Raw genomic sequence first — 23,763 nt, forward strand, 5'->3', positions numbered from 1 at the left:
TTTCCTGACATCCGTTACATCCCGTACAGTGATCGTTGCCAAACTTCCCTCTTCCTTCAATATCCGTTTAAGAATCTCTACCTACAACTTGTTCTTTTAAAGAATCAATTTCCGTTAACAACTCTTGGCGATTAGAAGCCTTGAGCAGATAGCGGTAAACAAACCAACCCGTATATCCCATGCCAATTAACTCAAAAACTGGAGCTACCAAAGGGACATCATTAAGAGCACCTAAAACTCCCAGCATTACCTTAATACTAATACCGCCTGCCAGAATTAAACCAACAGTTATGAGGGGCTTTTGGTAGTCAGCAAAAAAATTAGAGAGATAGGCTGGAAGTTCCGACAAAATTGTAATAACTTGGTCTTTAATATCTTGGAACTGGCCCGCCGTTGTTTCTGTGGTTGTCACTGTAGTCATGACCCCCGGTTTGTCCTCCACCAGATCTACTGTCACGACTTCAGTGATTGTTTGTGTCTCGTCCGAAAAGTTAGCTTGTGTCATTGAATACTTCCTCCGTTGTCAGGTAAAATTGCAGGCTGTGAATTGCTGCCAGTATAATTCTCCGGCAATTAGCACAGCATCCGCGCTGCAGGGACTAATTGATGAGACTAAAGCAGAGTTTCACAAATTGCAAGCAAAAATAACGATATGACTTGATTTTAAACAATTGCGTTCGCTGCCAAATCGGTCTTTTGACTCATTTTTTCACTTGATCGAGGTCGATTTGATTCGGGCAAGGGCGTCCTTGTTCAAAGTCGGTGATATTGCCGATCGTGGTTTCGGCGATATTTTTCAAAGCTTCCTCGGTGAAAAAAGCTTGGTGTCCGGTAATCAGGACGTTTGGAAAAGTCAGCAAACGCTGAAAAACGTCGTCTTGAATGACGTGATTTGACAAATCCTCAAAAAACAGGTCCGTCTCTTGTTCGTAAACATCTAAGCCGAGGTAGCCAATTATACCAGATTTCAGTGCTTTGGTGACAGCTTTAGTGTCAATCAACTGACCGCGGCTGGTATTGATCAGCATCATCCCTGGTTTCATTTGCTCGATCGCCTCTGCACCGATTAAATGGTAAGTTTCCGGTATCAGCGGACAGTGGAGGCTGACAATATCAGAGGTGGCGAACAGTTCCGGGAGTGCGCCGTATTCCATGCCTAGGGCGAGGCAATCTGGGTTTTGGTAAACATCGTATCCCAGCAGGCGACACCCGAATCCGTGCAGAATTTGGGCAGTAATTGCGCCAATTCTCCCTGTTCCGACGATGCCCACCGTTTTACCGTGGAGGTCAAAACCCAACAGGCCATCTAGGGCAAAATTGCCTTCGCGGACGCGGTTGTAGGCGCGGTGGATTTTGCGGTTGAGGGACAAAATCATCGCCACTGCGTGTTCGGCGACGGCGTAGGGAGAATAAGCGGGAACTCGCAGCAGAGTTAAGTCTAAATCGCGGGCTACTGCTAAATCGACGTGATTGAATCCGGCCGATCGCAGCGCCAGCAAGCGCACACCATTTTGGGCGATCGCCCGCAGCGTTTTTGCGTCCAAAGTGTCGTTAACGAACGCGCAGACCGCCGGAAATCCCGCAGTTAACACGCTCGTTTCCAGGTTCAGGCGCGGTTCAAAAAACACCAACTCGTGTTGGCCAGCGTTGGCTGCTTCTAAAAAAGTGCGATCGTAGGATTTCGTGCTGAATACAGCTACCTTCATGATTTTTGCCTGCAAATTCAGTAATAGTTAGCAATTCTTTCCAGATTAACTCTCTTTCCCCACCAAAACTCCCTAACCCAAAAAAACAATTTCCCTGAGAAATTTGGAGTTTCCCAACGAAAGCATCTATAAAAAAAGCTAATTTTTGGCATTACGAATGAAAATTTAATAACTTAAGCAATTGCTCGTTACTTTCGCTTTGCCTGGTAATGCAGATTCGGAGGCTCAGCCTCCTTTGATCTCGCAACTTACAGTCTGATGTTGTAGCACTCTACAAACAAATCACCGATTACCAATCTGGCGGCAAATTATAACTTTCAAGAGTTGATTTGTCTTTCATCAAATCTTCAGTGTCTCTGTCAATTTTAATCTCACCATCCGCCAAAATTAACGCCCTTTGAGTCGTTTTTCCGATCCAATTCAAATCGTGGGATGCGATTAAAATTACCTCGATCGGCAATTGCGACAAAACTTTAGCCAAACGCCTGCGCCACGAGGGGTCTAGTCCGTTCGTCGGCTCGTCTAAGATTAAAATTGCAGGCTTTAATGCTAAAATTGCTGCCAAGGCTGCTAACCTTCTTTGACCCCCGGAAAGTTCGTGGGCCGAACGGTTGGCAAATTCGACTAAGCCGAATTCGTCTAATAAATCTAAAGCTCGATCGCGCGCTTCCCCAAGCGACACTCCATAATTGCGCGGCCCGAACGTCACATCCTCTAAAATAGTCGGCATAAATAGCTGGTCGTTAGCATCTTGAAAACAAAATCCTATTTGCTTCCGCGCTTGCGATAAAGTCGCCTGTTCCAGCTTTGTTCCCTGCACTCTAATCTCGCCGGATTGAGGCATTTTTAAGCCGATTAAATTTTCGAGTAAGGTGCTTTTTCCAGCCCCTGTTAAACCCATTAAACCAACTCTTTCTCCGGGTTGCAAATTAAAGGATATTCCCCGCAATACTGGTTTTTGCTGGGGATAGCTGAATACTAGGTCTTGCACTTCAATGGTTGGCGGTGATTTGAGATTAGTCAATTTTTATTTGCCTCGATTTTAGGATTAAGAGTTTTTAACCGCAGAGGGCGCAGAGAACGCAGAGAGGGGAGGGGATAAGGAAAAAGATAGAGGGATGAATTAATCAATTTCCTATGCCCTATGCCCAATTACCGTAAGAAGCTATTGTTAATCCCGCTGCGGTTAAAATTGCGAGTGTCAGCCACAGTCGCTGTTTTGGTGTTGATTGTGATTCGGTGGGTAAACTTCCTTGATAGCCACGAATCATCATGGCTGCGTGTACTCTTTCTGCGCGATCGAGACTTCGCAAATAAAGCGCTCCGATCATGGAAGCACTGGCGTAGCGCAACCATCCTGCTGTACCAGATAAGCCTCGGAGTTGCGCGGATCTTTTCATGCGGTTGACTTCGGACAGCAAGATTTCTAAGTATTGTCCCGCTAAAAGAACTATCTCTTGCAAACCTGCTGGTAGGGGTAATCCTTTGAGGGCGATTCCGAAACTGTGGGGCGGCAAAGTTAGCAGAAAACTGTTCATAATTAGCAGGCAAATTAGGGAACGCAGCAACAGAAAACTGGCACGTTCCCAACCTTGCGGCAATACTAACAATGACAGAAAAATTAATTCGGCTCCTAACAGTTGTACTAGCGTTCGCAGGGGCGCTCTCAGCCAAAACGACCAAATAAGTGCGATCGCCCCATAAATCCCCAGCCACAGCCAAGCGCCAGTCTTCATAAAACCAATGCCGATTACAATTATCAGAGATAACCGCAATCGAAAAGGTATCGAGAGTTTAAGCATCTTTCGGTTTGACTAATTGAGCAATACCAAAGGCTGCACCGAAGCAGGTGGCCGCTCCCACAACTCCAGCAATGCTAGTACCTATCGGCTGTTCTTCTAATCCTTTAACTGTGTAATCTGCTAAAGGAGTAGGATTTTCGATCGCTACAGCTTCTTTCTCTTTAAAGCCATAATTTTCGGCTACCGATTCTAACCCGTCAGGCCAACTTGAAGCGAACAGCGAAAGCACCCCCGAAATTAATAAAACCCCGATTACTGGCACTACCCATTTTTGCAATTGCGGCTGTTCTCCCGGCAGTAAATCCGGCCGTACTTTGACTAGATAAGTTAAAACTGCACCTGTAATTACCCCTTCGCCAATGCCAATTAAAATATGTATGCCTACCATTGCTGGCAATGCGATATTCAGCGCTACTGTACCAGAAATTGCCAGTTGGATCGCCACACAAATAGAAGCAGCAACGATGCTGAGGGCGGCGGCAATACCCGCAGCTATGGGCAAGCGATTTCTGGAACCTCCCAAGAGTTGCTGCAACGGCTGCAACAGCCACCAGCCCACCCAAATGCCAACGAGCCCCATGTTAAAAATATTCGCACCCAAGGCGGTGATGCCCCCGTCGGCAAACAAGACGCTTTGAATGATAAAAACGGTGCTCATCGCCAAAGTTGCCGCCCAAGGGCTCCCCAAAACCACAGATGCCAGCGCCCCTCCCAACAAGTGTCCGCTGGTGCCGCCGGCTACGGGAAAGTTGATCATCTGGGCTGCAAACACGAAAGCTGTAGTTAAGCCCATGATTGGGGCTTGCCGCGAGCCCAGACTGGTGCGGGTTCGACTTAGGGCAACTGCAATTACTGCTGCACTTGCTATGCCAGTGGCAATGGCTACGGGCGGTGAAAGAAAACCATCAGGTATGTGCATAGATCTATCCCAAACAATTGAACTCCCAACCCTTTAGTCAACTATTTTTTACAAAAATTTACCATCCCCTCTGGGGGTATTGGTGCGGGGGAGCGATGCTCTTCGTTAGCGGGCAATTCGTGGCGGGCGATCGCTTATTTTATATAGATTACCGCCTCAAAGGCAGAATTTTGAGGATGAGAAATTTTATATTAAATAATCCTGAAGAATTATTGGGATATTTTACCTAGCACCCCCACATTGAAGCTTTTTGATAAGAATTATCAATATTTGTTTACAGATTCAACTGCAAAATTGTATTCACCGTCAAGCTCAAGCAAGAATATTAAAAAAACATAAATAATACACTGAAAATATCTCATTGGTTTTATTCTCAACTCCTGAGAATAAATAGCGTTAAGTTTTTGACGACCGCAGCAGTGAAATTAGCAGATAGCTAGTCACAGCCAAAGTATTGCGTGTTCGAGAAACTAAAAAGTCCGAATTATTGCTAGTCAATATAATTACCAGTAGGTTTGCGGTTGTCGATCGCACATTGGCGCGATCGGCTTTGCCCGCAGGAGCTGCATTATCAAGAAACTCAAAATACTAATGCGCTTATTCTCAAGTAATTTTCCGCACAACCTACAGGATATTTGCCAGTGGTGCAACACCCAAGACTCAACTACCGATTTACTTCCATCTGAATTTTCCAAATAGTTAGATATCGCTCAAATTTCACTCTCACAAAAGTTACTCTGGGGTGGCAGCATGGTGAGCGGACTAGGTGTTGATAAAATTCGCGCTTTGTCGTTATTAGTTAGCGGTTAATTATTAATTACCATTTTCAACAGATGAATCAGATCACCAGATAATTTTCACGCAAAAATTATGCAAATTGTGAACCTTATTTTTCTGGATTTTTGCTTTATTGGTTGCTTGCAGAGCTATGTCCTGGCATCCTCTATTCCCCTATTAGCCATGAACTTAAGTAATGTGAAATTTGATTTATGGAGACAAAAAATAAGCCACTCCCGGCGAGGAAGATGCACAAGTTTGTTTGGGTTTGTGTAGGAGTTTTTACCCTATTTATTGAAACTTATCCAATTGCAATCTTTCGGCAACACAAAAAGAAAACTTTCGCGGTATTTACGTCAAGTCTATGACAATCGAGTGGAAAAATCCTTCTGACGCACCAGCAGATGTTAATGCTGTTGCGAATAAGCCGACGGAATCTGCTATTGCAAGTAGCAGCGGTAAGGTTCTGGCTGCAAATAGTTCTAATTGAGCTGTTTACAGCCACAAAAAGCTGCCTGACAAGTAGGTTGATGTTGCACCTTTTACTAATAAGTAAACTGAATCGGCTATTGCGAGTAGCCGTACAAAGAAGACTGTGCAAGTTTTGCCTGTATCAGCAAGCAAGGAGTTCAGGCGGTCAATGGGACTAATTAGACAGCAGAAATTACGGATCGGGCAAAGTTAGAGGAGTTAATTCTGAAACTGTACGATCGTCGCATCGATCGAAGTTGGCAAGCTAGCCCTACATTCAACTCAAAATCTAGTCGATCGGGTCAGCGTCAGTCAAGATGGGGCGATCGACAATTTCGAGCCCCTCAATCAACCAGCCAAGGATTATACCCAAGAAACTCCTTTGCCAAATCTGCTCAAATCTTCCGAAACTAGCAGCAACAGTGCAGCACCCGTGGCTAAGTTTACTGTAGTGTTTGCTCCTATTGGAACCTTAGAAGTTAACCCGTAACTCACATAGAACATCTATCCGGTAAGGTGCGCCATCAGCACCTTATTTTAAATTTTTAACTTAAATGTGATATTATAAACAGCGCCCTCTAAGGCCTGCTACTTCTAAAACAACAAATGAAAGAACTTGACGAGAAAAAAACCCAGGAACTGCTATGCACCATCATGGAATGGGAACTTGCAGGTGTCGTGCGCTATACCCACTATTCACTAATGGTGACAGGGCCAAACCGGATTCCCATCGTGCAGTTTTTTAAAGCACAAGCAACGGAATCCTTACTCCACGCCCAACAAGCAGGAGAAATTCTCACCGGTTTAGAGGGGCATCCCAGTCAGAAAATTGCTCCCATCGAAGAAACCTACAAACACTCTGTGAAAGACTTATTGGAAGAAAGTTTAAATCACGAGAAAAAAGCGCTTAAAAAGTATAAATCTTTCCTTGAAGTTGTGACTGACTCCAGCGTTTATTTGGAAGAATATGCCCGCAATCTGATTGGACAAGAAGAATTGCACCAAGTAGAATTGAAAAAAATGCTGCGGGATTATAGTTGATTTAATCATTGGTTATTGGTTATTGGTTAGTGGTGAGTTGTTATTTCCAATGACCAATGACCAATGCCTCATGCCCATGCCCCATCCCCCATGCCCCATGATTATAAAAAATGAATTTTAGCGAAGCGGTACCGACTTTTGTAATTACCCTGCGCGAAGGCGTAGAAGCCGCCTTAGTCGTCGGAATAGTCCTAGCTTGCTTGAAAAAAGCGGAGCAAAGCAATCTCAATTCCTGGGTTTATGCAGGTGTCGGAGCCGGCATTGCTGCTAGCGGTTTTGTAGGTGTATTGTTTAATGGATTGCTCGCCGCACTATCAACATCTAATCAGCCTTACGCACCGGCAATTAAACAGCTACTAGAAGGTGTGTTGGGAATTGTGGCGATCGCCATGCTAAGCTGGATGCTAATTTGGATGACTCAGCAAGCCCGCTTTCTCAAAGCAGAAGTGGAAGGAGCAGTTACAGCAGCTTTGACAGAAAATACTCAAGCTGGTTGGGGCGTGTTCGGCTTAATTTTTATCGCCGTACTTCGCGAAGGTTTTGAAACAGTTATATTTGTCAGCGCTCAATTTCAACAAGGTTTAAGTCCGGCTTTAGGTGCTTTAGGCGGTTTGATTGGGGCTGCGATATTTGGCGCGCTGCTGTTTAAGTGGGGTATCAAAATTGATATCCGCCAGTTTTTCAAGTTTATGGGGATTTTGTTGCTGTTAATTGTTGCGGGTTTAGCAGTATCTGCACTGAAACATTTTGACCAAGCGGCTGCCATTTTGTCGCAGATGGATAGTAAATATGCAGCGCTTTGTGTTTATTTCGATCGCACTTCACAAATTCACTCTTGTATTTTAGGGCCGCTGGTGTGGAATGCAGAAGCAGTTTTGCCCGATCGGCAATTTCCGGGAGTTTTTCTCAAAGCACTATTTGGATACAGAGATCGACTTTATCTCATCCAAGCAGCAGTTTACATCACATTTTTAGCAACAATCGGCAATCTTTATTTCCAAAAACTAGGCGCTAAACCAACCGTTTCGGGCAACAACACTCAGCCTGCTCAAAACACAAATATCGCCCCATAGTTGTCAACCCTGTACCTGCCCGCCCGCCCAGAATCTTCTCTAAAACCTCAAATCGCCGGAAAAATTCCTCTTCCGAAGTCTCGCCCGCACGCAGATATCCTGCTGCAGGCCAGATTTTTGGCGATCAAGCTTTCTGATAGACTCCCTTAGCGCTTACAATTAGTACAAGAATATTTACACAGCTCAAAAAGTTCTTAATCAACCTTATAATCCTTAATGAAGCTTAAAATTAAAAAATTGTTCGTTAAAGTTACCTGGAACCCCCAGAAGGCTGTAGGCTCTGCCATTCGGTTAGCGGTGAGATAAATAATGATGCCTCGGATACTTGTTATTGATGATGACGCGGCGATCGCCGAACTGGTAGCCGTCAACCTAGAAATGGCTGGCTACGAAGTCACCCAGGCAGAAGACGGCATCAAAGGTCAGGCACTGGCAATACAACTGCTGCCAGATCTGATCGTCCTAGACCTGATGTTGCCTAGAGTAGACGGATTCACAGTATGCCAGCGTTTGCGGAGGGACGATCGCACATCCGACATACCCGTCTTGATGTTGACAGCCTTAAGTCAAACTCAAGACAAAGTAGAAGGCTTCAACTCCGGCGCCGACGACTACCTGACCAAACCCTTTGAACTAGAAGAAATGCTAGCGCGAGTGCGAGCCCTGCTGAGGCGCACAGACCGCATCCCCCAAGCAGCCAAACACTCCGAAATCCTGAATTACGGCCCGCTGACCCTCGTCCCCGAAAGGTTTGAAGCTGTTTGGTACGTTAATACCGTCAAACTGACTCACCTAGAGTTCGAGTTGCTGCACTGCTTGCTGCAGCGCCACGGTCAAACAGTCTCTCCCAGCGAAATCCTCAAAGAAGTGTGGGGCTACGACCCAGACGACGACATCGAAACAATTCGCGTACACATCAGACACCTGAGAACCAAGATGGAACCCGACCCCCGCCATCCTCGGTACATCAAAACCGTATACGGGGCGGGTTATTGCCTCGAATTGCCCAACAACGAGCAAGTCGCCGAGGAAGCCAAATCTTCTGCTTGAAGGGGTGCGCCAGATTCCACAATCCGTTAAAAATTTCGATAGAAAAGCCTGAGAGCAAACGCTCTCAGGCTTTGTGGTTTGGAGTTTGAGTTGAATATGCCGACAAGTAGCCATTTATTCTATTAATTGAGAAAAAACAATCCCGCACCGTCTTTTAGTCCCACTTCGATCGAAGCTTACCCAGAAGAAAGTACCGGATTTGTTCTGCCACCTTGTCTTTTCCGAGAGGATGAGATAGCTACTTAAACAACAATAAGCTTAGTAAAACTATTTGTCAATAAAAGTTTTAAATTAGATCTAATCTTTATTTTTTCCAATCACGGGCAAACTTGCCGTCAAGCCTAGAAACCAGTCATAGGCTTGATTTGACGATATTTTACACCGTTGTGTTACATATCTTAACCAAATTAAGTGAAAAACTTTATCAAAAAGCCCTTGACGAAACTTCTAAAATTGTTGATTATCTATATCAATAAGCCGCAAGCGCTTAAAACTCAACTGACATCTTTCACAAGAGGTAAATCGCCCCGTGACAAGCATGGCCAAAAAATCCTTCCCAGCCGAAGGAGAAACCTTTCCCTGGTGGGCCGGCAACGCCCGCTTAATCAACCTTTCCGGTCGTTTGCTAGGCGCCCACGTCGCCCAAGCCGGCCTCATCGTCCTCTGGGCGGGAGCTTATACCCTATTTGAGCTTTCCCGTTTCAACCCAGAATTTCCCATGTACGAACAAGGCTTAATCCTGTTGCCAAACCTAGCCCGACTCGGCTTTGGAGTTGGTGCCGGAGGCAAAATTGTCGATACTTATCCGTACTTTCAGATTGGTGTAATTCACCTAATTAGCTCAGCCTTTCTCGGCTTCGGCGGCATCTTTCATTCCCTCAAAGGGCCCGCCACCCTCGAAGAAAAAACTCCTTTCTTCGGCTACAGATGGGAAGACGCAGATAAAATGACCACCATCTTGGGCATCCACCTAGTTTTGCTTGGTGTCGGTGCCTTGTTGTTGGTGGCCAAAGCTATGTATTTCGGTGGTTTGTATGATACCACGATCGGGCAAGTGCGGGTAATTTCGGAACCCACTTTCAATCCCGCCGTGATTTTCGGCTACCTGTTCGGTGCAGGTGGCACGCACTGGCTCGCCTCTGTTGACAATCTCGAAGATGTTGTCGGCGGACATATGTGGGTAGGAATCCTTTGCATTGTCGGCGGCCTCTGGCACATTCGCACTCAACCTTTTGATTGGGCAAAACGCCTGTTCATCTGGTCAGGAGAAGCTTACCTCTCCTACAGTCTCGGTGCCTTAGCCTTAATGGGTTTCATCGCAGCCTACTTTGTTTCAGTCAATACCATCGCTTACCCAGAGGAATTCTACGGGCCAACCTTGAAAATTGGCTTCGAGCAGTTCCCCTACTTTCACAGCGAAGGAATGCTGACCTCCCGCGTCTGGTTGGCTAACACCCACTTCTGGCTCGCCTTCTTCGTTCTGCAAGGGCATTTCTGGCACGCTTTGCGATCGGCAGGATTTGATTTCCGCAAAGGCAAAGTCGTGCAAGCAATGCGCGAAGACATCCAGCCCGAAGGAAATAAAGTTGCAGCCAGTCCAGCCAGTTAACCGCATCAGGAGGAAAGCGAAAATGCAAGCAATAACAGATCAGAATTTAATTTCAGAGCCGGAAAACTCAGAAAACGAGTACGGCTGGTGGGCCGGTAACGCCCGCTTCACTAACCTTTCAGGACGAATTTTGGGAGCTCACGTCGCTCACGCCGGTTTGATCGTACTCTGGGCCGGGGCAATGACTCTGTTTGAACTTTCAAACTTTAACCCAGAGTTGCCGATGTACAACCAAGGTTTAATCCTGCTGCCGCATTTGGCAAGTTTGGGTTTGGGAGTAGGGCCTGGCGGTCAAATTGTTGATACCTATCCCTATTTTGCGATCGGAGTTGTGCATCTAATTAGTTCCGCAGTTCTCGGTGCCGGCGGCCTTTACCATTCCTTGCTCGGCCCGAAAGTATTGCCGCAAAACAAAACATTCTTTGGTTCCTTCGGCTACGACTGGGAAGACAAAGACAAAATGACAACCATCATCGGCATTCACCTATTGCTATTAGGTGCAGGTGCTTGGTTGTTGGTGGCAAAAGCCTTATTTTGGGGCGGTCTTTACGATCCCCACGTTGCTGACGTGCGGATAATTAGCGAACCAACCCTCAATCCCGCCCGCATTTTCAGCTATCTTTTACCAGTGCGCGGCCCGGAAGGCATGGCAGCAGTTGACAACTTAGAAGATGTTGTCGGCGGTCACATTTATGTTGGCTTGCTCTGCATTCTTGGCGGTTTCTGGCATATCTTCACCAAGCCTTTTGCTTGGGCCCAGCGAGTGCTGTTTTGGTCTGGCGAAGCTTACCTTTCTTACAGTTTGGGCGCTCTGGCTTATATGGGCTTTTTGGCCGCCTACTTTGTGACCGTAAATGACACTGTTTATCCAGAGGTTTTCTACGGCCCGGTGGGTTTGAGCGGCCCGGATGCAGCGGTTGTTTCTTCGCGGACTTGGCTGGCAACAAGCCATTTTGTGTTAGCGATTTTGGCGCTTTCGGGTCACATCTGGCACGCGCTGCGCGTTCGCACGAAGGCGGCGGGGTTTGATTTTCGATCGGGCGAATTTGTAACTGCAACTGCTAGCAAGGTTGAAAAATCCGGTCAGATGCAAGCTCAACCTGCGGCAGCAACAGCAGTTAGTTTTTCCGATGTGACTGTAACTTTTTTGCGAAATTTGCCGATTTACCGCAAGGGATTGTCTCCCATAGTCCGGGGATTGGAAGTTAGCTTGGCTCACGGCTATTTCCTAGTAGGAGCTTTTGCAGTATTGCTGCCTTTGCAAGAAAAAGGTTTAGCACCGCTGGCAGCATTGCTGGTAACTCTGGCATTGGTGTTGATTCTGTCAACGGGTCTTTCGATTTACGAGAATCGGAAGATTGAAGCAGGTAAAGTTCTTTACTGGCACAAAACGCCTGAAGATTGGAGTTTATTCCGGGGCGGTTTGGTAATGGGCGGTACCAGCGGAGCATTCCTTGCCTATTTGCTGTTAGATAATTTTGCTGGCATTGATGCAATCTTCCGGGGGGTTGTGAACTGAAATAAAAACGGTTTGTAGTGCGGAATTAATTCCGCACTGCGAAAAACTAAATAACCGGGTTTCTGTCCGCTACTTGCGGCACTAATACCTTCAAGAAATCCGGTTTTTTCTCAAGTCATAGCTAAATTTCTGTCAAATTATACCTGAGCCGTAGGACTTAAACACTCCTGGACTCACTCCCACCAAAGAAACTGGGTTTTTACCGAATCTACGGATGACCACAAGTCTTTTCGTAAAAACCCCGGTTTCTGAACCTTCATTCGTAAGTCTTATTCAAATTTTGCCGATTTCAAAAAACTCTGCAAAAAATGTGAATGGCAACAAGATTCAAGTTAAAAATTGCCCAGATATTAATTTTGCGAGGGAAATAACTGTGACAATTGCTAGCATTAACGGCTTGGGAAAGGATGAAGCGAATTTTAATTTTTGGGTTGGTAATGCCCGCCTAAATGCACAATTTTTCTTGGGTGTAACAGCGCTTGCCGGTCACATCTGGCACGCTTGTCGCGCCCGCCTTAATAGAAACTGAATGCAGTTTAATCAAGATAAGCAAGAAACAAAGTTGAAGTTTCTTGCTTAAACTTCATCAGTTCTGGATTTGTAGGTACCAAGAGAGAAAATTAGTCTATGACTGTTTTTATGTGCTGTTTTTGTATCGTAACTGTGATGGTTATGTTTTTGTGGAGTGTTTCGGTAGCGCTGCGCGAAGGAGTTTATCAACTCCGGCGCTTGCACCAAATTCCCTGTGCGGATTGCGAGTTTTTTACTAATGACTACCGTCTCAAGTGTACGGTGCGGCCGTGCGTTGCTTGTACTGAAAATGCGATCGGCTGTACTGACTTTGAACCAAAGACTTATTTTGCCAATTCTTGCCAGCAACATTGCTCTAGGGCTCACAAAGATTATGCAGAAAAACAGACCACTAATCCTTCTCTTCCACCTTTAGCAACCGGAATTAGGATCTAGTAAATTCCCCCTAACACAGGGGAAATTATAACAATTATTGGGACAAATTTGCTATGAATCTATACAGCGCTAACTCACTCAAAGTCGAACTCAACCAGAGAGGCTGCCGCCTGACTCCCCAGCGAGAAACTATTTTGAGTGTCTTTCAAAATCTGCGGCAAGGCAATCATTTAAGTGCCGAAGAATTATACAAGACTTTGCAGAATCAAGGAGAAACAATTGGCTTGTCTACTGTCTATAGAACGCTGCATTTATTAGCAAGAATTGGGATTTTGCGTGAATTAGAATTAGCAGAAGGACACAAACATTACGAATTGAATTTGCCGGAATTGCACCACCACCACCATCTGGTTTGCATTCAGTGTCACAAAACCTTTGAATTTAGCGATGAATCGATTTTAAAAGTTGGCAAAAAGCAAGTTGACAAAGCTGGTGTTGAACTGCTTGACTGTCAATTAACTGTGCGTGCTGTGTGTTTGGAAGCGCTTCGGGAGGGATGGCCTTCTTTGCTGCCGAGCAGTTGGTCATGTCCGCGATATCATTCGGAAATTGAGGAGGAAATTAGTTGAGTCGGATGAAATACACTTCGGTAATGGGGAATTAGTAATTGGTAATTGGTAATTGGTAACTCAGGTACGGCAATAGCGTTGCAAGGAATGTTAGCGAAGTGATTCGTCAGAAAGCAATCTCACGCCTTCAAAACTTGCCGTCTTTCCCTTCCTCTTAATAGCGTTGCAAGGAATTTAACAGTTGACAGTTGACAGTTGACTTCGGAGTGCGAAGTTTTTAGGCAGGGGATTTAAGCCCCTGCCTAAAAACAATCCACCTAAAGGTGGGGGCTTAAATCCGCTGTGCTTTGGTTAGCGAAGTGATTCTTCAGAAAGCAATCTCACACCTTCAAAACTTGCCGCCTTCCACTTCCCCTTCCGCTTCCGCTTCCGCTTCCCCTTGCATCAAGCAACCTCAGAATCGCAACGTTGGTGTTCCATCCGAAATATGTTAGCGTACAAACTAGCAACAATTTGTTTACCTTCCTGCGTCAACTGCAAGTAACCGAGAGATTCGCTGATGTGAGGATAAATGCCGCTCCAGTAAAACTTAGAGTAGCTTTGCAGCAAGTCGCCCGGATGTCGGTAGCCCAAAATTTTAGTAGCACCGCTTTCTTCCAACTCGTAAAATAGCGCGCCAATTTTCTGCAAATATTGCGGGTTGCTGAGCTGACCTATCAAGTCAGCACCGCGCACTAAACTAGAGTAATTAACTGCATCCTCGTCAGTGTTACCGTCAAGCACCGAGAAACGAGTCTGTTCTATGTTCTGCTTAATTATCTCAGCATTAATTAGCTTGTGGTTGCCGAAGCGCTCGTCAATGAACAATTTAGCTCTGTCAACTCGGTAAGGAGCTAGGCTAGCCGCTGTTGCACCGGGAGCAAGTGCAATTCTCATACCATCTTTTCCAGTAGCATACAATCCTTCTGATTCTTGGTCTTGCCGGCAAACTCCTTTGACATATCCGATGTCTTGGCACAGCAAAGAAATGATGAAGTGCAGCCAATCTTCGCAGGAAACTCCGCCCTTGCGAATGTGTTTTCCCCGCAAGATTTCTTGACCGACTAAGCTAATGCAAATGGCGTGTTCTACATTGTGATAAAGAGCGTCGCTGTTGGCGATGTTTTCTAACGCCATTGCCCCCACCCAGGCAATAATGTCAGCATAGTCTGATTTGTAGCCTCCGTAAGTGCGGCTGTACCCGTTCTGAAGTTGTTCGATGAAAGCCTCGATCAGCAGTTCTGTAGAATTAAACATACCCTGTCCTTTTACCTTAATATTTCCTTTTAAGAGCGGTGCATCTATTGGGGAGTCCTTTAATTTTATGGATGAGATTTTAGCTCACAACTCATGCACCCCGTGTGCGTTATGCTCTGTGGGTGCCAAGTGGGTGGCAATCTCAAAACTCATTGACGCAGCTACGCCCGGGGAGTCGCCAAGCAATCTCGCGCCCTGACTCAAAATTCCCAAGTAACTCAGTCCATCACTGACACCCATCCCCGCCGTACTGCATACAGCAGCCTGCTGACAATTTTTCTATCCTCTGAACTTTTTAAACTGTGAGAATTAATTGCGTATTGGATTTGCTGGAACACAGTCCGATCGATCTTACCGGATTTCCAAATGTTCAAGTAAAGTTCGGAAATTTTATATTCAGGAATATAAGCTTTGGTTGTCATCTGCCGTCAACTCAATGTATATTTCTTATTATCCGGCAATTTTAGATAACTTTATGTGATATCGATCGGCTATAGACTGTGATGCGATCGCAGGCTGAAGTTAATGCGCCTCTCCTAATAATGGTAATTTGATCGATGGTAATTTGATCAAAAAAGCGCGATATTGCGATCGTCATAAATTTTGCTGACGGCTGTGACAATCATCATAGTTGCGCCTAAATTATAGGATGTCACATACCATTCGCCCGTTGCGCTCGCCCCCTCCCAACTTGCAGCAAGGAAGGAAGTTTGAGTGCTAGTCGCGCAAATTTCTTGCCAAAGAAACACGCGTCGTGTACAATATAGAGTCTGGTATCCTCACTTACCCATAATTATTTTCATTCATCCCGTCCCCCCAGAGGGGAAGGGACTTTCAGTGCGGATACAGCCAAATCACTATATTCAGCAAAAAGCTAGAAATGCCGTAACTCATGCCCACTATTCAGCAACTCATCCGTTCAGCACGGGAACAAACGCAGAAAAAAACCAAATCGCCAGCTCTCAAGAGTTGCCCCCAGCGCCGCGGAGTTTGCACCAGAGTGTACACGACCACCCCGAAAAAACCCAACTCGGCGCTGCGGAAGGTGGCTCGGGTACGGCTGACCTCTGGTTTTGAAGTCACCGCCTACATCCCCGGCATCGGTCACAACTTGCAAGAACACTCGGTAGTAATGATCCGGGGCGGTCGGGTAAAAGATTTGCCCGGAGTTAGATACCACATCATTCGCGGTACATTAGACACGGCCGGTGTGAAAGACCGCAAACAAGGTCGTTCCAAGTACGGGGCCAAGCGTCCTAAAGAGAAAAAATAACACGGGACTCGCCCGATCGCCGGGGATGAGCCAGCAAAAATTAAGTTCGATCGCCGATCTAAAATTTGAACTCACAACCCCAAATTCAATCAATCAAAATCAAAAAACCCCAATAAAACTATGTCTCGCCGCACAGTTATTCAAAAACGTCCAGTTCCGCCAGATCCAACTTACAACAGCCGGTTGGTAAGCATGATGGTGAGACGGATCATGCAGCACGGCAAAAAATCCGTGGCCTCCAGCATCGTCTACGATGCCATGAAAACCATCCAAGAACGCACGGGAGCCGAACCGTTAGACTTGTTTGAAAAAGCAGTCAAAAACGCTACACCCTTGGTAGAAGTCAAAGCCCGCCGGGTAGGTGGCGCCACCTACCAAGTGCCGATGGAAGTGCGTTCCGATCGCGGAACCACCCTCGCCCTGCGCTGGCTGATCAGATTTGCCCGCGCCCGCACCGGCCGCTCAATGGCCGCCAAGTTGGCTAACGAACTGATGGATGCAGCTAACGAAACAGGGAGTGCTATTCGCAAGCGCGAAGAAACTCACCGCATGGCCGAAGCTAACAAGGCTTTTGCTCACTACCGCTACTAACTGCAACATCGGGCATGGAGAAGAGCGCGATCGTTCGGTATAAAAGCATCGGGCGAGAAATTGAAAAGTTTAAGTTTTCAGTGTTGAGATTGCTTCTCTTGGCGCATTTGCCATTCGTGAAGCAAACTTAAAATTCACGCACTCTGTAAATCCTCCATGTCGCATCCTTAATATTTTTGTAAACAAATCTTGCAAAAAGTATTAAAATGTAACAATAAGCTCCAGAGACTGTTGTAAGTGGCTGGGGAGTGCAAAAAAGGGTTTCTGTGTAGTATAGTAGTATTATAACAGCAACACAAGATCAAGGAGATAGCTGTGGCACGTACCGTCCCGCTAGAAAAAACTCGCAACATCGGCATCGCCGCCCACATTGACGCGGGCAAAACAACAACAACGGAAAGAATTCTGTTCTATTCAGGCATGGTTCACAGAATGGGTGAAGTGCACGAGGGAACAGCAGTCACTGACTGGATGGAGCAAGAGCGGGAACGGGGAATCACGATTACTGCCGCTGCTATCACCACCAGTTGGAAAGATTACAAAATCAACATCATCGACACTCCCGGACACGTAGACTTCACGATCGAAGTTGAACGCTCGATGCGAGTGCTCGACGGAGTGATCGCAGTGTTCTGCTCGGTAGGCGGAGTGCAGCCACAATCCGAAACAGTTTGGCGCCAAGCCGATAGGTATCATGTGCCCCGGATTGTGTTCGTCAACAAAATGGATCGCATGGGTGCAAACTTCTACAAAGTTTACGGCCAAATTTGCGATCGCATGAGAGCGAACGCCGTACCAGTCCAAATCCCGATCGGCAGCGAAGAAAACTTCCGGGGAATTGTAGATTTAGTGGAAATGAAAGCCTACATCTACAACAACAACACCGGCACCGATATCGAGGAAATAGAAATCCCCGATGAGGTAAAAGAACTCGCCGCAGAATACCGCACCAAGCTGATCGAGTCCGTAGCAGAAACCAGCGACGCCCTCACGGCAAAATACCTTGAAGGCGAAGAGTTAACAGAAGCGGAAATCCGCTCGGCCCTGCGTGCGGGCACAATCTCCGGGGCGATCGTCCCCATGCTGTGCGGTTCGGCCTTCAAAAACAAAGGCGTTCAGCTTTTGTTGGATGGAGTGATAGACTATCTGCCGTCACCCTTGGAAGTTCCCCCAATTCAAGGACTTCTGCCCAACGGCGAGACAGCAGAGCGCTTTGCCGACGACAACGCCCCCCTGTCAGCTCTGGCGTTCAAAATCATGGCAGACCAGTACGGTCGCCTGACCTTCGTTCGCGTCTACTCCGGTGTCCTCAAAAGCAACACCTACGTCCTCAACTCCACCAAAGACAAAAAAGAGCGAGTTTCTCGCCTAATTGTTCTCAAAGCGGACGAGCGGATAGAAGTAAAGGAACTCCGCGCCGGAGACTTGGGAGCAGTCTTGGGTTTGAAAGACACCTTCACCGGCGATACCATCTGTGAAGAAGGCTCGGAAGTGATTCTGGAGTCCCTGTTTATTCCAGAACCAGTCATCTCAGTGGCTGTCGAACCCAAAACCAAACAAGACATGGAGAAGCTTTCCAAAGCCCTCCAGTCGCTCTCGGAAGAAGACCCCACCTTCCGAGTCAACGTTGACCCAGAAACCAACCAGACAGTCATCGCCGGCATGGGCGAACTGCACCTGGAAATTCTGGTAGACAGAATGCTGCGGGAATTCAAAGTAGAAGCTAACGTGGGTCAGCCGCAAGTAGCCTACCGCGAAACCATTCGCAAAGCCGTCCGCGCCGAAGGTAAATTTATCCGCCAAAGCGGCGGTAAAGGTCAGTACGGTCACGTCGTGATCGAAGTAGAACCCACCGAAGTCGGAACCGGCTTTGAATTTGTCTCCAAAATTGTCGGCGGCACTGTACCGAAAGAGTACATCGGCCCGGCAGAACAAGGGATGAAAGAAGCCTGCGAATCAGGTATTGTAGCAGGATATCCCGTGATCGACCTTAAAGCTACTATGGTAGACGGGTCTTTTCACGACGTAGATTCTTCGGAAATGGCATTTAAGATCGCCGGCTCAATGGCGATCAAAGAAGCCGTGATGAAGGCGTCGCCAGTGCTGCTAGAGCCTATGATGAAAGTAGAGGTAGAAGTTCCCGAAGATTATATCGGGAACGTCATCGGCGACCTCAACTCGCGTCGGGGTCATATCGAAGGTCAAGAGACGGATCAGGGAATTGCCAAAGTTTCTGTCAAGGTTCCCCTAGCAGAAATGTTTGGTTACGCCACCGACATCCGCTCGAAAACCCAAGGTAGAGGCATCTTCACAATGGAATTCAGCCATTACGAAGAAGTGCCGCGAAATGTGGCGGAAGCCATTATCGCGAAAAACAAAGGGAACTAATGATTTTGGATTTTAGATTTTGGATTTTGGATTGAATCCAAAATCTAGAATCTAAAATCTCAAGTCTAAAATCGCTAAAAAAAACAAGGAACAGATCGAGAATGGCACGCGCAAAATTTGAACGGAATAAACCCCACGTAAACATCGGTACGATCGGTCACGTTGACCACGGCAAAACAACTTTGACCGCCGCAATTACGATGACTCTCTCTGCACTAGGTCAAGCAAAGGCTAAGAACTACGCCGACATCGACGCTGCGCCAGAAGAAAAAGCACGGGGTATTACGATTAATACTGCTCACGTCGAATACGAAACCACAGGTCGGCACTATGCCCACGTAGATTGCCCCGGACACGCTGACTATGTGAAAAACATGATCACCGGTGCTGCTCAAATGGACGGCGGCATCCTAGTAGTGTCAGCGGCCGACGGCCCCATGCCTCAAACTCGCGAACACATCCTGCTAGCTAAGCAAGTTGGCGTTCCCAGCTTGGTTGTCTTCTTGAACAAAGAAGACATGGTGGATGACGCTGAACTGTTGGAATTGGTAGAACTGGAAGTTCGCGAACTTTTGAGCTCTTACGATTTTCCTGGCGATGACATCCCCATCGTGACCGGTTCGGGATTGAAAGCTCTCGAAGCGATGCTTGCTAATCCCAAAACCAAGGAGGGCGAGAATGAGTGGGTAGACAAGATTTACAAGCTGATGGAAGCCGTAGATTCTTACATCCCTACCCCAGAACGCGAAGTTGACAAGCCTTTCTTGATGGCAGTTGAAGACGTATTCTCCATTACTGGTCGGGGTACTGTCGCCACAGGCAGGATCGAGCGCGGTACCATCAAAGTCGGCGAAACAGTAGAAGTGGTTGGCATTAAAGACACTCGCAGCACTACCGTGACTGGTGTGGAAATGTTCACCAAGTCCTTGGATGAAGGGTTGGCCGGCGACAACGTGGGTCTACTTCTCCGGGGGATTTTAAAGGCGGATATTGAAAGAGGCATGGTAATTGCCAAGCCAAAATCTATCAGTCCTCACACTCAGTTTGAATCTGAAGTGTACATCCTGAAAAAAGAAGAAGGCGGCCGTCACACGCCCTTTTTCTCGGGCTACCGCCCTCAATTCTACGTCCGCACGACTGACGTAACCGGTACAATCATGCAGTTCACTGCTGATGACGGTTCGGAAGCTGAAATGGTGATGCCCGGTGACCGCATCAAGATGACTGTTGAACTGATCCACCCGATCGCGATCGAGCAAGGAATGCGCTTCGCTATCCGCGAAGGCGGCCGCACCGTCGGTGCCGGCGTTGTTTCCAAAATCCTCAAGTAGGAATCCGATAACAGCTTAAATAGCAGAAAAGCCACCAAATTTAATCAGGCTTTTCTGCTATTTAGTGATTAGTCATTAGTCACGATTCCGCAGTTAGCAGTTAGCCCAAAAAAAACTGCAAATAGACGACAGACAACAGACAACAAACAACAAACTGAACCTCGAAAATTCAAGAAAAAAAATGGCAACAATTCAACAGCAAAAAATTCGCATTCGCCTCAAAGCTTTCGATCGCCGAATTCTAGACGCATCTTGCGAAAAGATTGTAGATACAGCAAATCGGACAGCCGCCACTGCGATCGGCCCGATTCCCCTACCGACAAAACGGCGGATTTATTGCTTGCTGCGATCGCCCCACGTAGACAAAGATTCTCGCGAACACTTTGAAACCCGCACGCACCGCCGCATTATCGACATTCACCAGCCTTCGGCCAAAACAATTGACGCTTTGATGAAACTGGATTTGCCAGCCGGCGTAGATATCGAAGTCAAGCTGTAAATTGATGGATTAGGAAAACGCAGAAAGAAGGAACAATGGAAAGATCGTTGGTTCCTTCTTTTTGCTGAAAGTGCGATCAACAATAGTCATCAGTCAGCAGTCAGTAGTCAGTAGTCATTAGTCAGTAGTCAGTAGTCAGTAGTCATTGGTTTGTAAGTAAATCGCTCCAATTAAAGGTAAATTTTTATAAATTAGGGATAATCAAACAAACGCTGATTTTAAAGTGGGTATCATAGCGTTTGAAATAGTTATTTAAGCAAAAACATAATTTTTATCATTTTAAAGGGGTGACGGCTTAAATAAGCTAGCAGCAGTTGCTGGGAGCATGAGTGATCGCGATCGATAGATCGAATCTGCGTCGCAAAAGCCCGATCGCTCCCGTCCCAGAATTGCTCAAATCAGTTAAAGTAAGAAAAATAAGCGCAAGTACCGTCATCTTTGAGCGACAATGGCATCCTCTTCCTCCTCCGCAGTTCGCGAACTCCCCTTATTTCCGTTGCCGGAAGTGGTTCTATTTCCAGGTAGACCGCTGCCGCTGCAAATTTTCGAGTTTCGCTATCGAATCATGATGAATACGATTCTGGAGGGCGATCGGCGTTTCGGTGTACTCATGTGGGACCCCAACAAAAACAAAGTCTCTGCCGTTGGCTGTTGCGCCGAAGTGATTCACTGCCAACGCCTGCCGGACGATCGCATGAAAATCATGACTCTCGGACAGCAGCGGTTCCGAGTCCTCGATGCCGTTCGGGAAAAACCCTATTTAGTCGGTCTAGTAGAATGGATTGAAGACGAACCGCCGCAAAAAGACCTCCGATCTTTGGGCCAAGATGTCGAACAACTGCTGAGAGATGTAGTTCGCCTGTCTAGCAAATTGATGGATCAGCCGATCGACCTACCGGAAGACATTCCCAGTTTGCCCACAGAACTGTCCTACTGGGTAGCCAGCTACCTTTACGGTGCAGCGACAGAACAGCAAACTCTTTTAGAATTGCAAGATACTGCTGCGAGATTGGAACGCGAAACCGAAATTTTGACTTCTACTCGCAATCACTTGGCAGCGAGGACTGTACTTAAAGATACGCTCAAATAGGGAATTAGCGCAGGCAAAAAGTACGATCGGTTTTGCCTGCATTGAAGCCAAATTCACACACAAATCATACTATTTTCGATTTTAGATTTTCGCATTGGAGATTAAATAATTGAGAATTAATAGACCTTTTACAAAAATATCTAGGAACGGGCATCTTGCCCGTTCCACAGAAAAATTTATTCTTGTGGAACGGGCATCTTGCCCGTTCCAAAATTAGATGCTTGTGTTAGACAATCACGACCAACCGAAACCATACGATGCAGTTAAAGGCGGTCAACTGCCACCTCCTGTGGGCGGTGTAGTGCTCGGCGGACTAGCAGGAGTTAAACATCGGCTGTCTAGTTCTGTCAGCGAACATCGAATCGCCGCCCTGAGAGAGACATTGAATTATGGCGATGCCGGCTTAAAAATAGTAATCAAGATTTGTCAAAGCGAAACAGGGCCAGTGCAGCGGGCAGCCTGCGATTTGCTTCGACAAAGGCTGAATTCGATCGCCCGCGAAAAATTACAGGCCTTTGTAGCTTCAAGTTCAGATTCAGAAGCTCAGGTAGAGAACACTGAAAAAATATTAAAGCACTCATCCGGTGCAGTCTCAGAAAAAAATTACGATCGGCAAATGTCCGAAGCACAGTTAATATTTGAGACAATTACGCAGCAGATGCAACCAAATTTGTTGCTGTTAGAAGCACTGGTAGCCTCTGTAGAACGCGAAGAATTTACCAGCGAACTGATGAATCTTTGGGAACTATTAATCTTAGAAATTCAGGAACCTCTCAAAGAACTGCGTCAGGCTGTTGGCAGTGCGATTTCCGCCCAACTGCGGATTCAGTGGCTGTACAATCAAGCTGAATCTCAAGCCAACCATTGGCAGCAGCGACCTATGCTAGCTCTTCAGACACAGGATGAAAATTCAGTCCGCCTCGCCGTGGTTCGCAAGCAGGTTCAATTCGAGCAGGCTGCAGAACTAAAAATTGACTTAGACTACCAAACTGTGCGAGTAGAAAATCTCAACCGCAACTTGCTGGCTTTGGAAAGTAAGATTGCTCAAGCTAATTCCAAGAAAGAGATCCTCAAGATGCAGCTTCATTTTGCTAAGGTACAGCAGCAAATAGACTTCACTTTCAGCCAAGTCAATAGTATATTTTTTAGTCCTTAGTTGTCGGATTCTCTGCGTAGCTATATTGCCTGATTTCAGAGTTCTCTGATGCAAAAGTGAATCGCCCCACTTAAATTTGTTTCCTCATCACGCTGAGCGCCTTCGAGGTTAGCACCGCATAAAAAAGCCCCGCTTAAATTAGCACCGCGCAAGTCAGCTTGTCTCAAATCCGCGCCCTGAAGATTAGCTTCATACAACAATGCTCCTGTCAGATTAGCCTTTTGGAGACTCGCTCCCCGGAGTTTTGCCTCACTAAGATTGGCTTCTCTGAGGTCTGTATTGTCCAAGCAAGCATCAATGAGGTTGGCTTCCATTAAGTTGGCACCGTACAAGCAGGCGCCAGTAAAATCAACACCTATCATTTTTGTGTCGCTCAAATTGGCGTTTTTCAGGTTGGCTTCAACCATCTCAGATCCTGTCAATCTGGCAAAAGTTAGATTGGCTCCAGTCAAATCGGCCGCCTTTAGTTTTGCCATTACCAAACAAGCATTCTTGAGGTCTGCAAAATTAAGTTTTGCCCAACTTAAATCTGCTAAAGCTAAATTGATTTCGGTCAAATTTGCACAGGCTAAATTAATATGAATCAGGAAAGCTTCTCGCAAAGAAGCCTGTTTCAAGTTAATTTCATGAAAATTTCTTTCTCCGGCTACATATCGCTTCAGAAGTTCATCCGCATTCATCTGGCTAGCCTCCTAAA

The 23,763-nt window shown here is 46.5% G+C and carries 26 protein-coding genes and 1 pseudogene; 18 read left to right on the forward strand and 9 right to left on the reverse strand.

The features are described 5' to 3' along the window. Positions 1-67: 67 nt before the first annotated feature. The 5 genes from QUA44_RS12075 to QUA44_RS12095 form a co-directional block, all read right to left on the reverse strand. Positions 68-505: a CAAD domain-containing protein gene (locus tag QUA44_RS12075; protein WP_333251025.1), complete on the reverse strand. Its 438-nt coding sequence runs from the start codon at positions 503-505 to the stop codon at positions 68-70. Positions 506-701: 196 nt separating this feature from the next. Then, entirely contained in the window at positions 702-1,706 is a 1,005-nt protein-coding gene (locus QUA44_RS12080) for a 2-hydroxyacid dehydrogenase (protein WP_333251026.1), read from the reverse strand. 289 nt (positions 1,707-1,995) lie between these two features. Beyond that, positions 1,996-2,730, reverse strand: coding sequence for an energy-coupling factor ABC transporter ATP-binding protein (locus QUA44_RS12085; RefSeq protein WP_333251028.1), 735 nt, complete (start codon positions 2,728-2,730; stop codon positions 1,996-1,998). A gap of 118 nt (positions 2,731-2,848) precedes the next feature. Then, a complete protein-coding gene (locus QUA44_RS12090) occupies positions 2,849-3,508 on the reverse strand; it encodes an energy-coupling factor transporter transmembrane protein EcfT (RefSeq protein WP_333251029.1) in 660 nt (219 codons plus the stop codon). Beyond that, positions 3,501-4,427 (reverse strand): energy-coupling factor ABC transporter permease, encoded by a 927-nt coding sequence (locus tag QUA44_RS12095; RefSeq protein WP_333251031.1) that lies wholly within the window; start codon positions 4,425-4,427, stop codon positions 3,501-3,503. The genes QUA44_RS12090 and QUA44_RS12095 overlap by 8 nt, the downstream gene beginning before the upstream one ends. A 95-nt stretch (positions 4,428-4,522) precedes the next feature. Between QUA44_RS12095 and QUA44_RS12100 the strand changes: the two genes are divergently transcribed. The 11 genes and pseudogenes from QUA44_RS12100 (at position 4,523) to QUA44_RS12145 (ending at position 13,502) form a co-directional block, all read left to right on the forward strand. Further along, positions 4,523-4,657 carry a hypothetical protein gene (locus QUA44_RS12100; RefSeq protein ID WP_333251033.1) on the forward strand — a complete coding sequence of 45 codons (135 nt, stop codon included), beginning with the start codon at positions 4,523-4,525 and terminating at the stop codon, positions 4,655-4,657. Positions 4,658-5,568: 911 nt separating this feature from the next. Further along, on the forward strand, positions 5,569-5,694 hold the full coding sequence (locus QUA44_RS12105) for a hypothetical protein (RefSeq protein ID WP_333251038.1): 126 nt from the start codon (positions 5,569-5,571) through the stop codon (positions 5,692-5,694). A gap of 587 nt (positions 5,695-6,281) precedes the next feature. After that, the gene (locus tag QUA44_RS12110; protein ID WP_333251040.1) at positions 6,282-6,716 is read left to right on the forward strand and encodes a ferritin-like domain-containing protein; all 435 of its coding nucleotides are present in this window, start codon (positions 6,282-6,284) and stop codon (positions 6,714-6,716) included. Between the two features lie 110 nt (positions 6,717-6,826). Further along, positions 6,827-7,789, forward strand: a complete 963-nt coding sequence (locus QUA44_RS12115; protein WP_333251041.1) for an FTR1 family protein — start codon at positions 6,827-6,829, stop codon at positions 7,787-7,789. A 312-nt stretch (positions 7,790-8,101) separates the two neighbouring features. Continuing rightward, entirely contained in the window at positions 8,102-8,839 is a 738-nt protein-coding gene (locus QUA44_RS12120; protein WP_333251112.1) for a response regulator transcription factor, read from the forward strand. Positions 8,840-9,377: 538 nt separating this feature from the next. After that, positions 9,378-10,448 carry a chlorophyll a/b binding light-harvesting protein gene (locus tag QUA44_RS12125; RefSeq protein ID WP_333251113.1) on the forward strand — a complete coding sequence of 357 codons (1,071 nt, stop codon included), beginning with the start codon at positions 9,378-9,380 and terminating at the stop codon, positions 10,446-10,448. A 22-nt stretch (positions 10,449-10,470) separates the two neighbouring features. Further along, positions 10,471-11,481 (forward strand): annotated as a pseudogene (locus QUA44_RS12130) (chlorophyll a/b binding light-harvesting protein); the annotation flags it as partial. Positions 11,482-11,535: 54 nt separating this feature from the next. Then, entirely contained in the window at positions 11,536-11,967 is a 432-nt protein-coding gene (locus tag QUA44_RS30685; RefSeq protein ID WP_333118101.1) for a photosystem I reaction center subunit XI, read from the forward strand. 310 nt (positions 11,968-12,277) lie between these two features. Continuing rightward, positions 12,278-12,496, forward strand: a complete 219-nt coding sequence (locus tag QUA44_RS12135; protein WP_333251048.1) for a hypothetical protein — start codon at positions 12,278-12,280, stop codon at positions 12,494-12,496. A 98-nt stretch (positions 12,497-12,594) separates the two neighbouring features. Beyond that, the gene (locus QUA44_RS12140; protein ID WP_333251049.1) at positions 12,595-12,933 is read left to right on the forward strand and encodes a hypothetical protein; all 339 of its coding nucleotides are present in this window, start codon (positions 12,595-12,597) and stop codon (positions 12,931-12,933) included. A 53-nt stretch (positions 12,934-12,986) separates the two neighbouring features. Beyond that, on the forward strand, positions 12,987-13,502 hold the full coding sequence (locus QUA44_RS12145) for a transcriptional repressor (RefSeq protein WP_333251051.1): 516 nt from the start codon (positions 12,987-12,989) through the stop codon (positions 13,500-13,502). A gap of 384 nt (positions 13,503-13,886) precedes the next feature. Here the strand turns inward: QUA44_RS12145 and QUA44_RS12150 are convergent, their stop codons facing one another. The 3 genes from QUA44_RS12150 to QUA44_RS12160 form a co-directional block, all read right to left on the reverse strand. Further along, a complete protein-coding gene (locus QUA44_RS12150) occupies positions 13,887-14,738 on the reverse strand; it encodes an Npun_R2479 family HD domain-containing metalloprotein (protein WP_333251053.1) in 852 nt (283 codons plus the stop codon). Positions 14,739-14,956: 218 nt separating this feature from the next. Beyond that, positions 14,957-15,160 carry a hypothetical protein gene (locus QUA44_RS12155; RefSeq protein ID WP_333034800.1) on the reverse strand — a complete coding sequence of 68 codons (204 nt, stop codon included), beginning with the start codon at positions 15,158-15,160 and terminating at the stop codon, positions 14,957-14,959. A 147-nt stretch (positions 15,161-15,307) separates the two neighbouring features. Continuing rightward, positions 15,308-15,487 (reverse strand): hypothetical protein, encoded by a 180-nt coding sequence (locus tag QUA44_RS12160; protein ID WP_333251055.1) that lies wholly within the window; start codon positions 15,485-15,487, stop codon positions 15,308-15,310. 143 nt (positions 15,488-15,630) lie between these two features. Here QUA44_RS12160 and rpsL point away from each other — a divergent pair, with 143 nt between their 5' ends. The 7 genes from rpsL (at position 15,631) to QUA44_RS12195 (ending at position 23,066) form a co-directional block, all read left to right on the forward strand. Then, on the forward strand, positions 15,631-16,011 hold the full coding sequence (rpsL, locus tag QUA44_RS12165; protein ID WP_006632197.1) for a 30S ribosomal protein S12: 381 nt from the start codon (positions 15,631-15,633) through the stop codon (positions 16,009-16,011). A gap of 120 nt (positions 16,012-16,131) precedes the next feature. Next, on the forward strand, positions 16,132-16,602 hold the full coding sequence (gene rpsG, locus QUA44_RS12170) for a 30S ribosomal protein S7 (protein ID WP_106150481.1): 471 nt from the start codon (positions 16,132-16,134) through the stop codon (positions 16,600-16,602). A gap of 315 nt (positions 16,603-16,917) precedes the next feature. Beyond that, positions 16,918-18,990, forward strand: coding sequence for an elongation factor G (fusA, locus tag QUA44_RS12175; RefSeq protein ID WP_333251059.1), 2,073 nt, complete (start codon positions 16,918-16,920; stop codon positions 18,988-18,990). A gap of 101 nt (positions 18,991-19,091) precedes the next feature. Further along, positions 19,092-20,321, forward strand: a complete 1,230-nt coding sequence (tuf, locus tag QUA44_RS12180) for an elongation factor Tu (protein WP_333251061.1) — start codon at positions 19,092-19,094, stop codon at positions 20,319-20,321. Positions 20,322-20,502: 181 nt separating this feature from the next. Beyond that, complete coding sequence (rpsJ, locus tag QUA44_RS12185) at positions 20,503-20,820, forward strand: 30S ribosomal protein S10 (RefSeq protein WP_006632193.1); 318 nt, start codon at positions 20,503-20,505, stop codon at positions 20,818-20,820. 448 nt (positions 20,821-21,268) lie between these two features. Continuing rightward, positions 21,269-21,910: an LON peptidase substrate-binding domain-containing protein gene (locus tag QUA44_RS12190; protein ID WP_333251064.1), complete on the forward strand. Its 642-nt coding sequence runs from the start codon at positions 21,269-21,271 to the stop codon at positions 21,908-21,910. Between the two features lie 217 nt (positions 21,911-22,127). Continuing rightward, positions 22,128-23,066, forward strand: coding sequence for a PspA/IM30 family protein (locus QUA44_RS12195; RefSeq protein ID WP_333251066.1), 939 nt, complete (start codon positions 22,128-22,130; stop codon positions 23,064-23,066). A gap of 35 nt (positions 23,067-23,101) precedes the next feature. On the opposite strand, the gene QUA44_RS12200 is transcribed toward QUA44_RS12195, so the two are convergent. After that, entirely contained in the window at positions 23,102-23,746 is a 645-nt protein-coding gene (locus tag QUA44_RS12200) for a pentapeptide repeat-containing protein (protein ID WP_333251068.1), read from the reverse strand. Positions 23,747-23,763: the final 17 nt, after the last annotated feature.

It is taken from the genome of Microcoleus sp. N9_A2 (genome assembly GCF_036701775.1).
Lineage (GTDB): Bacteria > Cyanobacteriota > Cyanobacteriia > Cyanobacteriales > Microcoleaceae > Microcoleus.

Coding starts and splice junctions, on each gene's coding strand:
- QUA44_RS12075 (WP_333251025.1), bottom strand. CDS start 505: ATGACACAAGCTAACTTTTCGGACGAGACACAAACAATCACTGAAGTC.
- QUA44_RS12080 (WP_333251026.1), bottom strand. CDS start 1,706: ATGAAGGTAGCTGTATTCAGCACGAAATCCTACGATCGCACTTTTTTA.
- QUA44_RS12090 (WP_333251029.1), bottom strand. CDS start 3,508: ATGCTTAAACTCTCGATACCTTTTCGATTGCGGTTATCTCTGATAATT.
- QUA44_RS12095 (WP_333251031.1), bottom strand. CDS start 4,427: ATGCACATACCTGATGGTTTTCTTTCACCGCCCGTAGCCATTGCCACT.
- QUA44_RS12100 (WP_333251033.1), top strand. CDS start 4,523: ATGCTCTTCGTTAGCGGGCAATTCGTGGCGGGCGATCGCTTATTTTAT.
- QUA44_RS12105 (WP_333251038.1), top strand. CDS start 5,569: ATGACAATCGAGTGGAAAAATCCTTCTGACGCACCAGCAGATGTTAAT.
- QUA44_RS12110 (WP_333251040.1), top strand. CDS start 6,282: ATGAAAGAACTTGACGAGAAAAAAACCCAGGAACTGCTATGCACCATC.
- QUA44_RS12115 (WP_333251041.1), top strand. CDS start 6,827: ATGAATTTTAGCGAAGCGGTACCGACTTTTGTAATTACCCTGCGCGAA.
- QUA44_RS12120 (WP_333251112.1), top strand. CDS start 8,102: ATGCCTCGGATACTTGTTATTGATGATGACGCGGCGATCGCCGAACTG.
- QUA44_RS12125 (WP_333251113.1), top strand. CDS start 9,378: ATGGCCAAAAAATCCTTCCCAGCCGAAGGAGAAACCTTTCCCTGGTGG.
- QUA44_RS30685 (WP_333118101.1), top strand. CDS start 11,536: ATGCAAGCTCAACCTGCGGCAGCAACAGCAGTTAGTTTTTCCGATGTG.
- QUA44_RS12140 (WP_333251049.1), top strand. CDS start 12,595: ATGACTGTTTTTATGTGCTGTTTTTGTATCGTAACTGTGATGGTTATG.
- QUA44_RS12145 (WP_333251051.1), top strand. CDS start 12,987: ATGAATCTATACAGCGCTAACTCACTCAAAGTCGAACTCAACCAGAGA.
- QUA44_RS12150 (WP_333251053.1), bottom strand. CDS start 14,738: ATGTTTAATTCTACAGAACTGCTGATCGAGGCTTTCATCGAACAACTT.
- QUA44_RS12155 (WP_333034800.1), bottom strand. CDS start 15,160: ATGACAACCAAAGCTTATATTCCTGAATATAAAATTTCCGAACTTTAC.
- rpsL (WP_006632197.1), top strand. CDS start 15,631: ATGCCCACTATTCAGCAACTCATCCGTTCAGCACGGGAACAAACGCAG.
- rpsG (WP_106150481.1), top strand. CDS start 16,132: ATGTCTCGCCGCACAGTTATTCAAAAACGTCCAGTTCCGCCAGATCCA.
- tuf (WP_333251061.1), top strand. CDS start 19,092: ATGGCACGCGCAAAATTTGAACGGAATAAACCCCACGTAAACATCGGT.
- rpsJ (WP_006632193.1), top strand. CDS start 20,503: ATGGCAACAATTCAACAGCAAAAAATTCGCATTCGCCTCAAAGCTTTC.
- QUA44_RS12190 (WP_333251064.1), top strand. CDS start 21,269: ATGGCATCCTCTTCCTCCTCCGCAGTTCGCGAACTCCCCTTATTTCCG.
- QUA44_RS12195 (WP_333251066.1), top strand. CDS start 22,128: ATGCTTGTGTTAGACAATCACGACCAACCGAAACCATACGATGCAGTT.
- QUA44_RS12200 (WP_333251068.1), bottom strand. CDS start 23,746: ATGAATGCGGATGAACTTCTGAAGCGATATGTAGCCGGAGAAAGAAAT.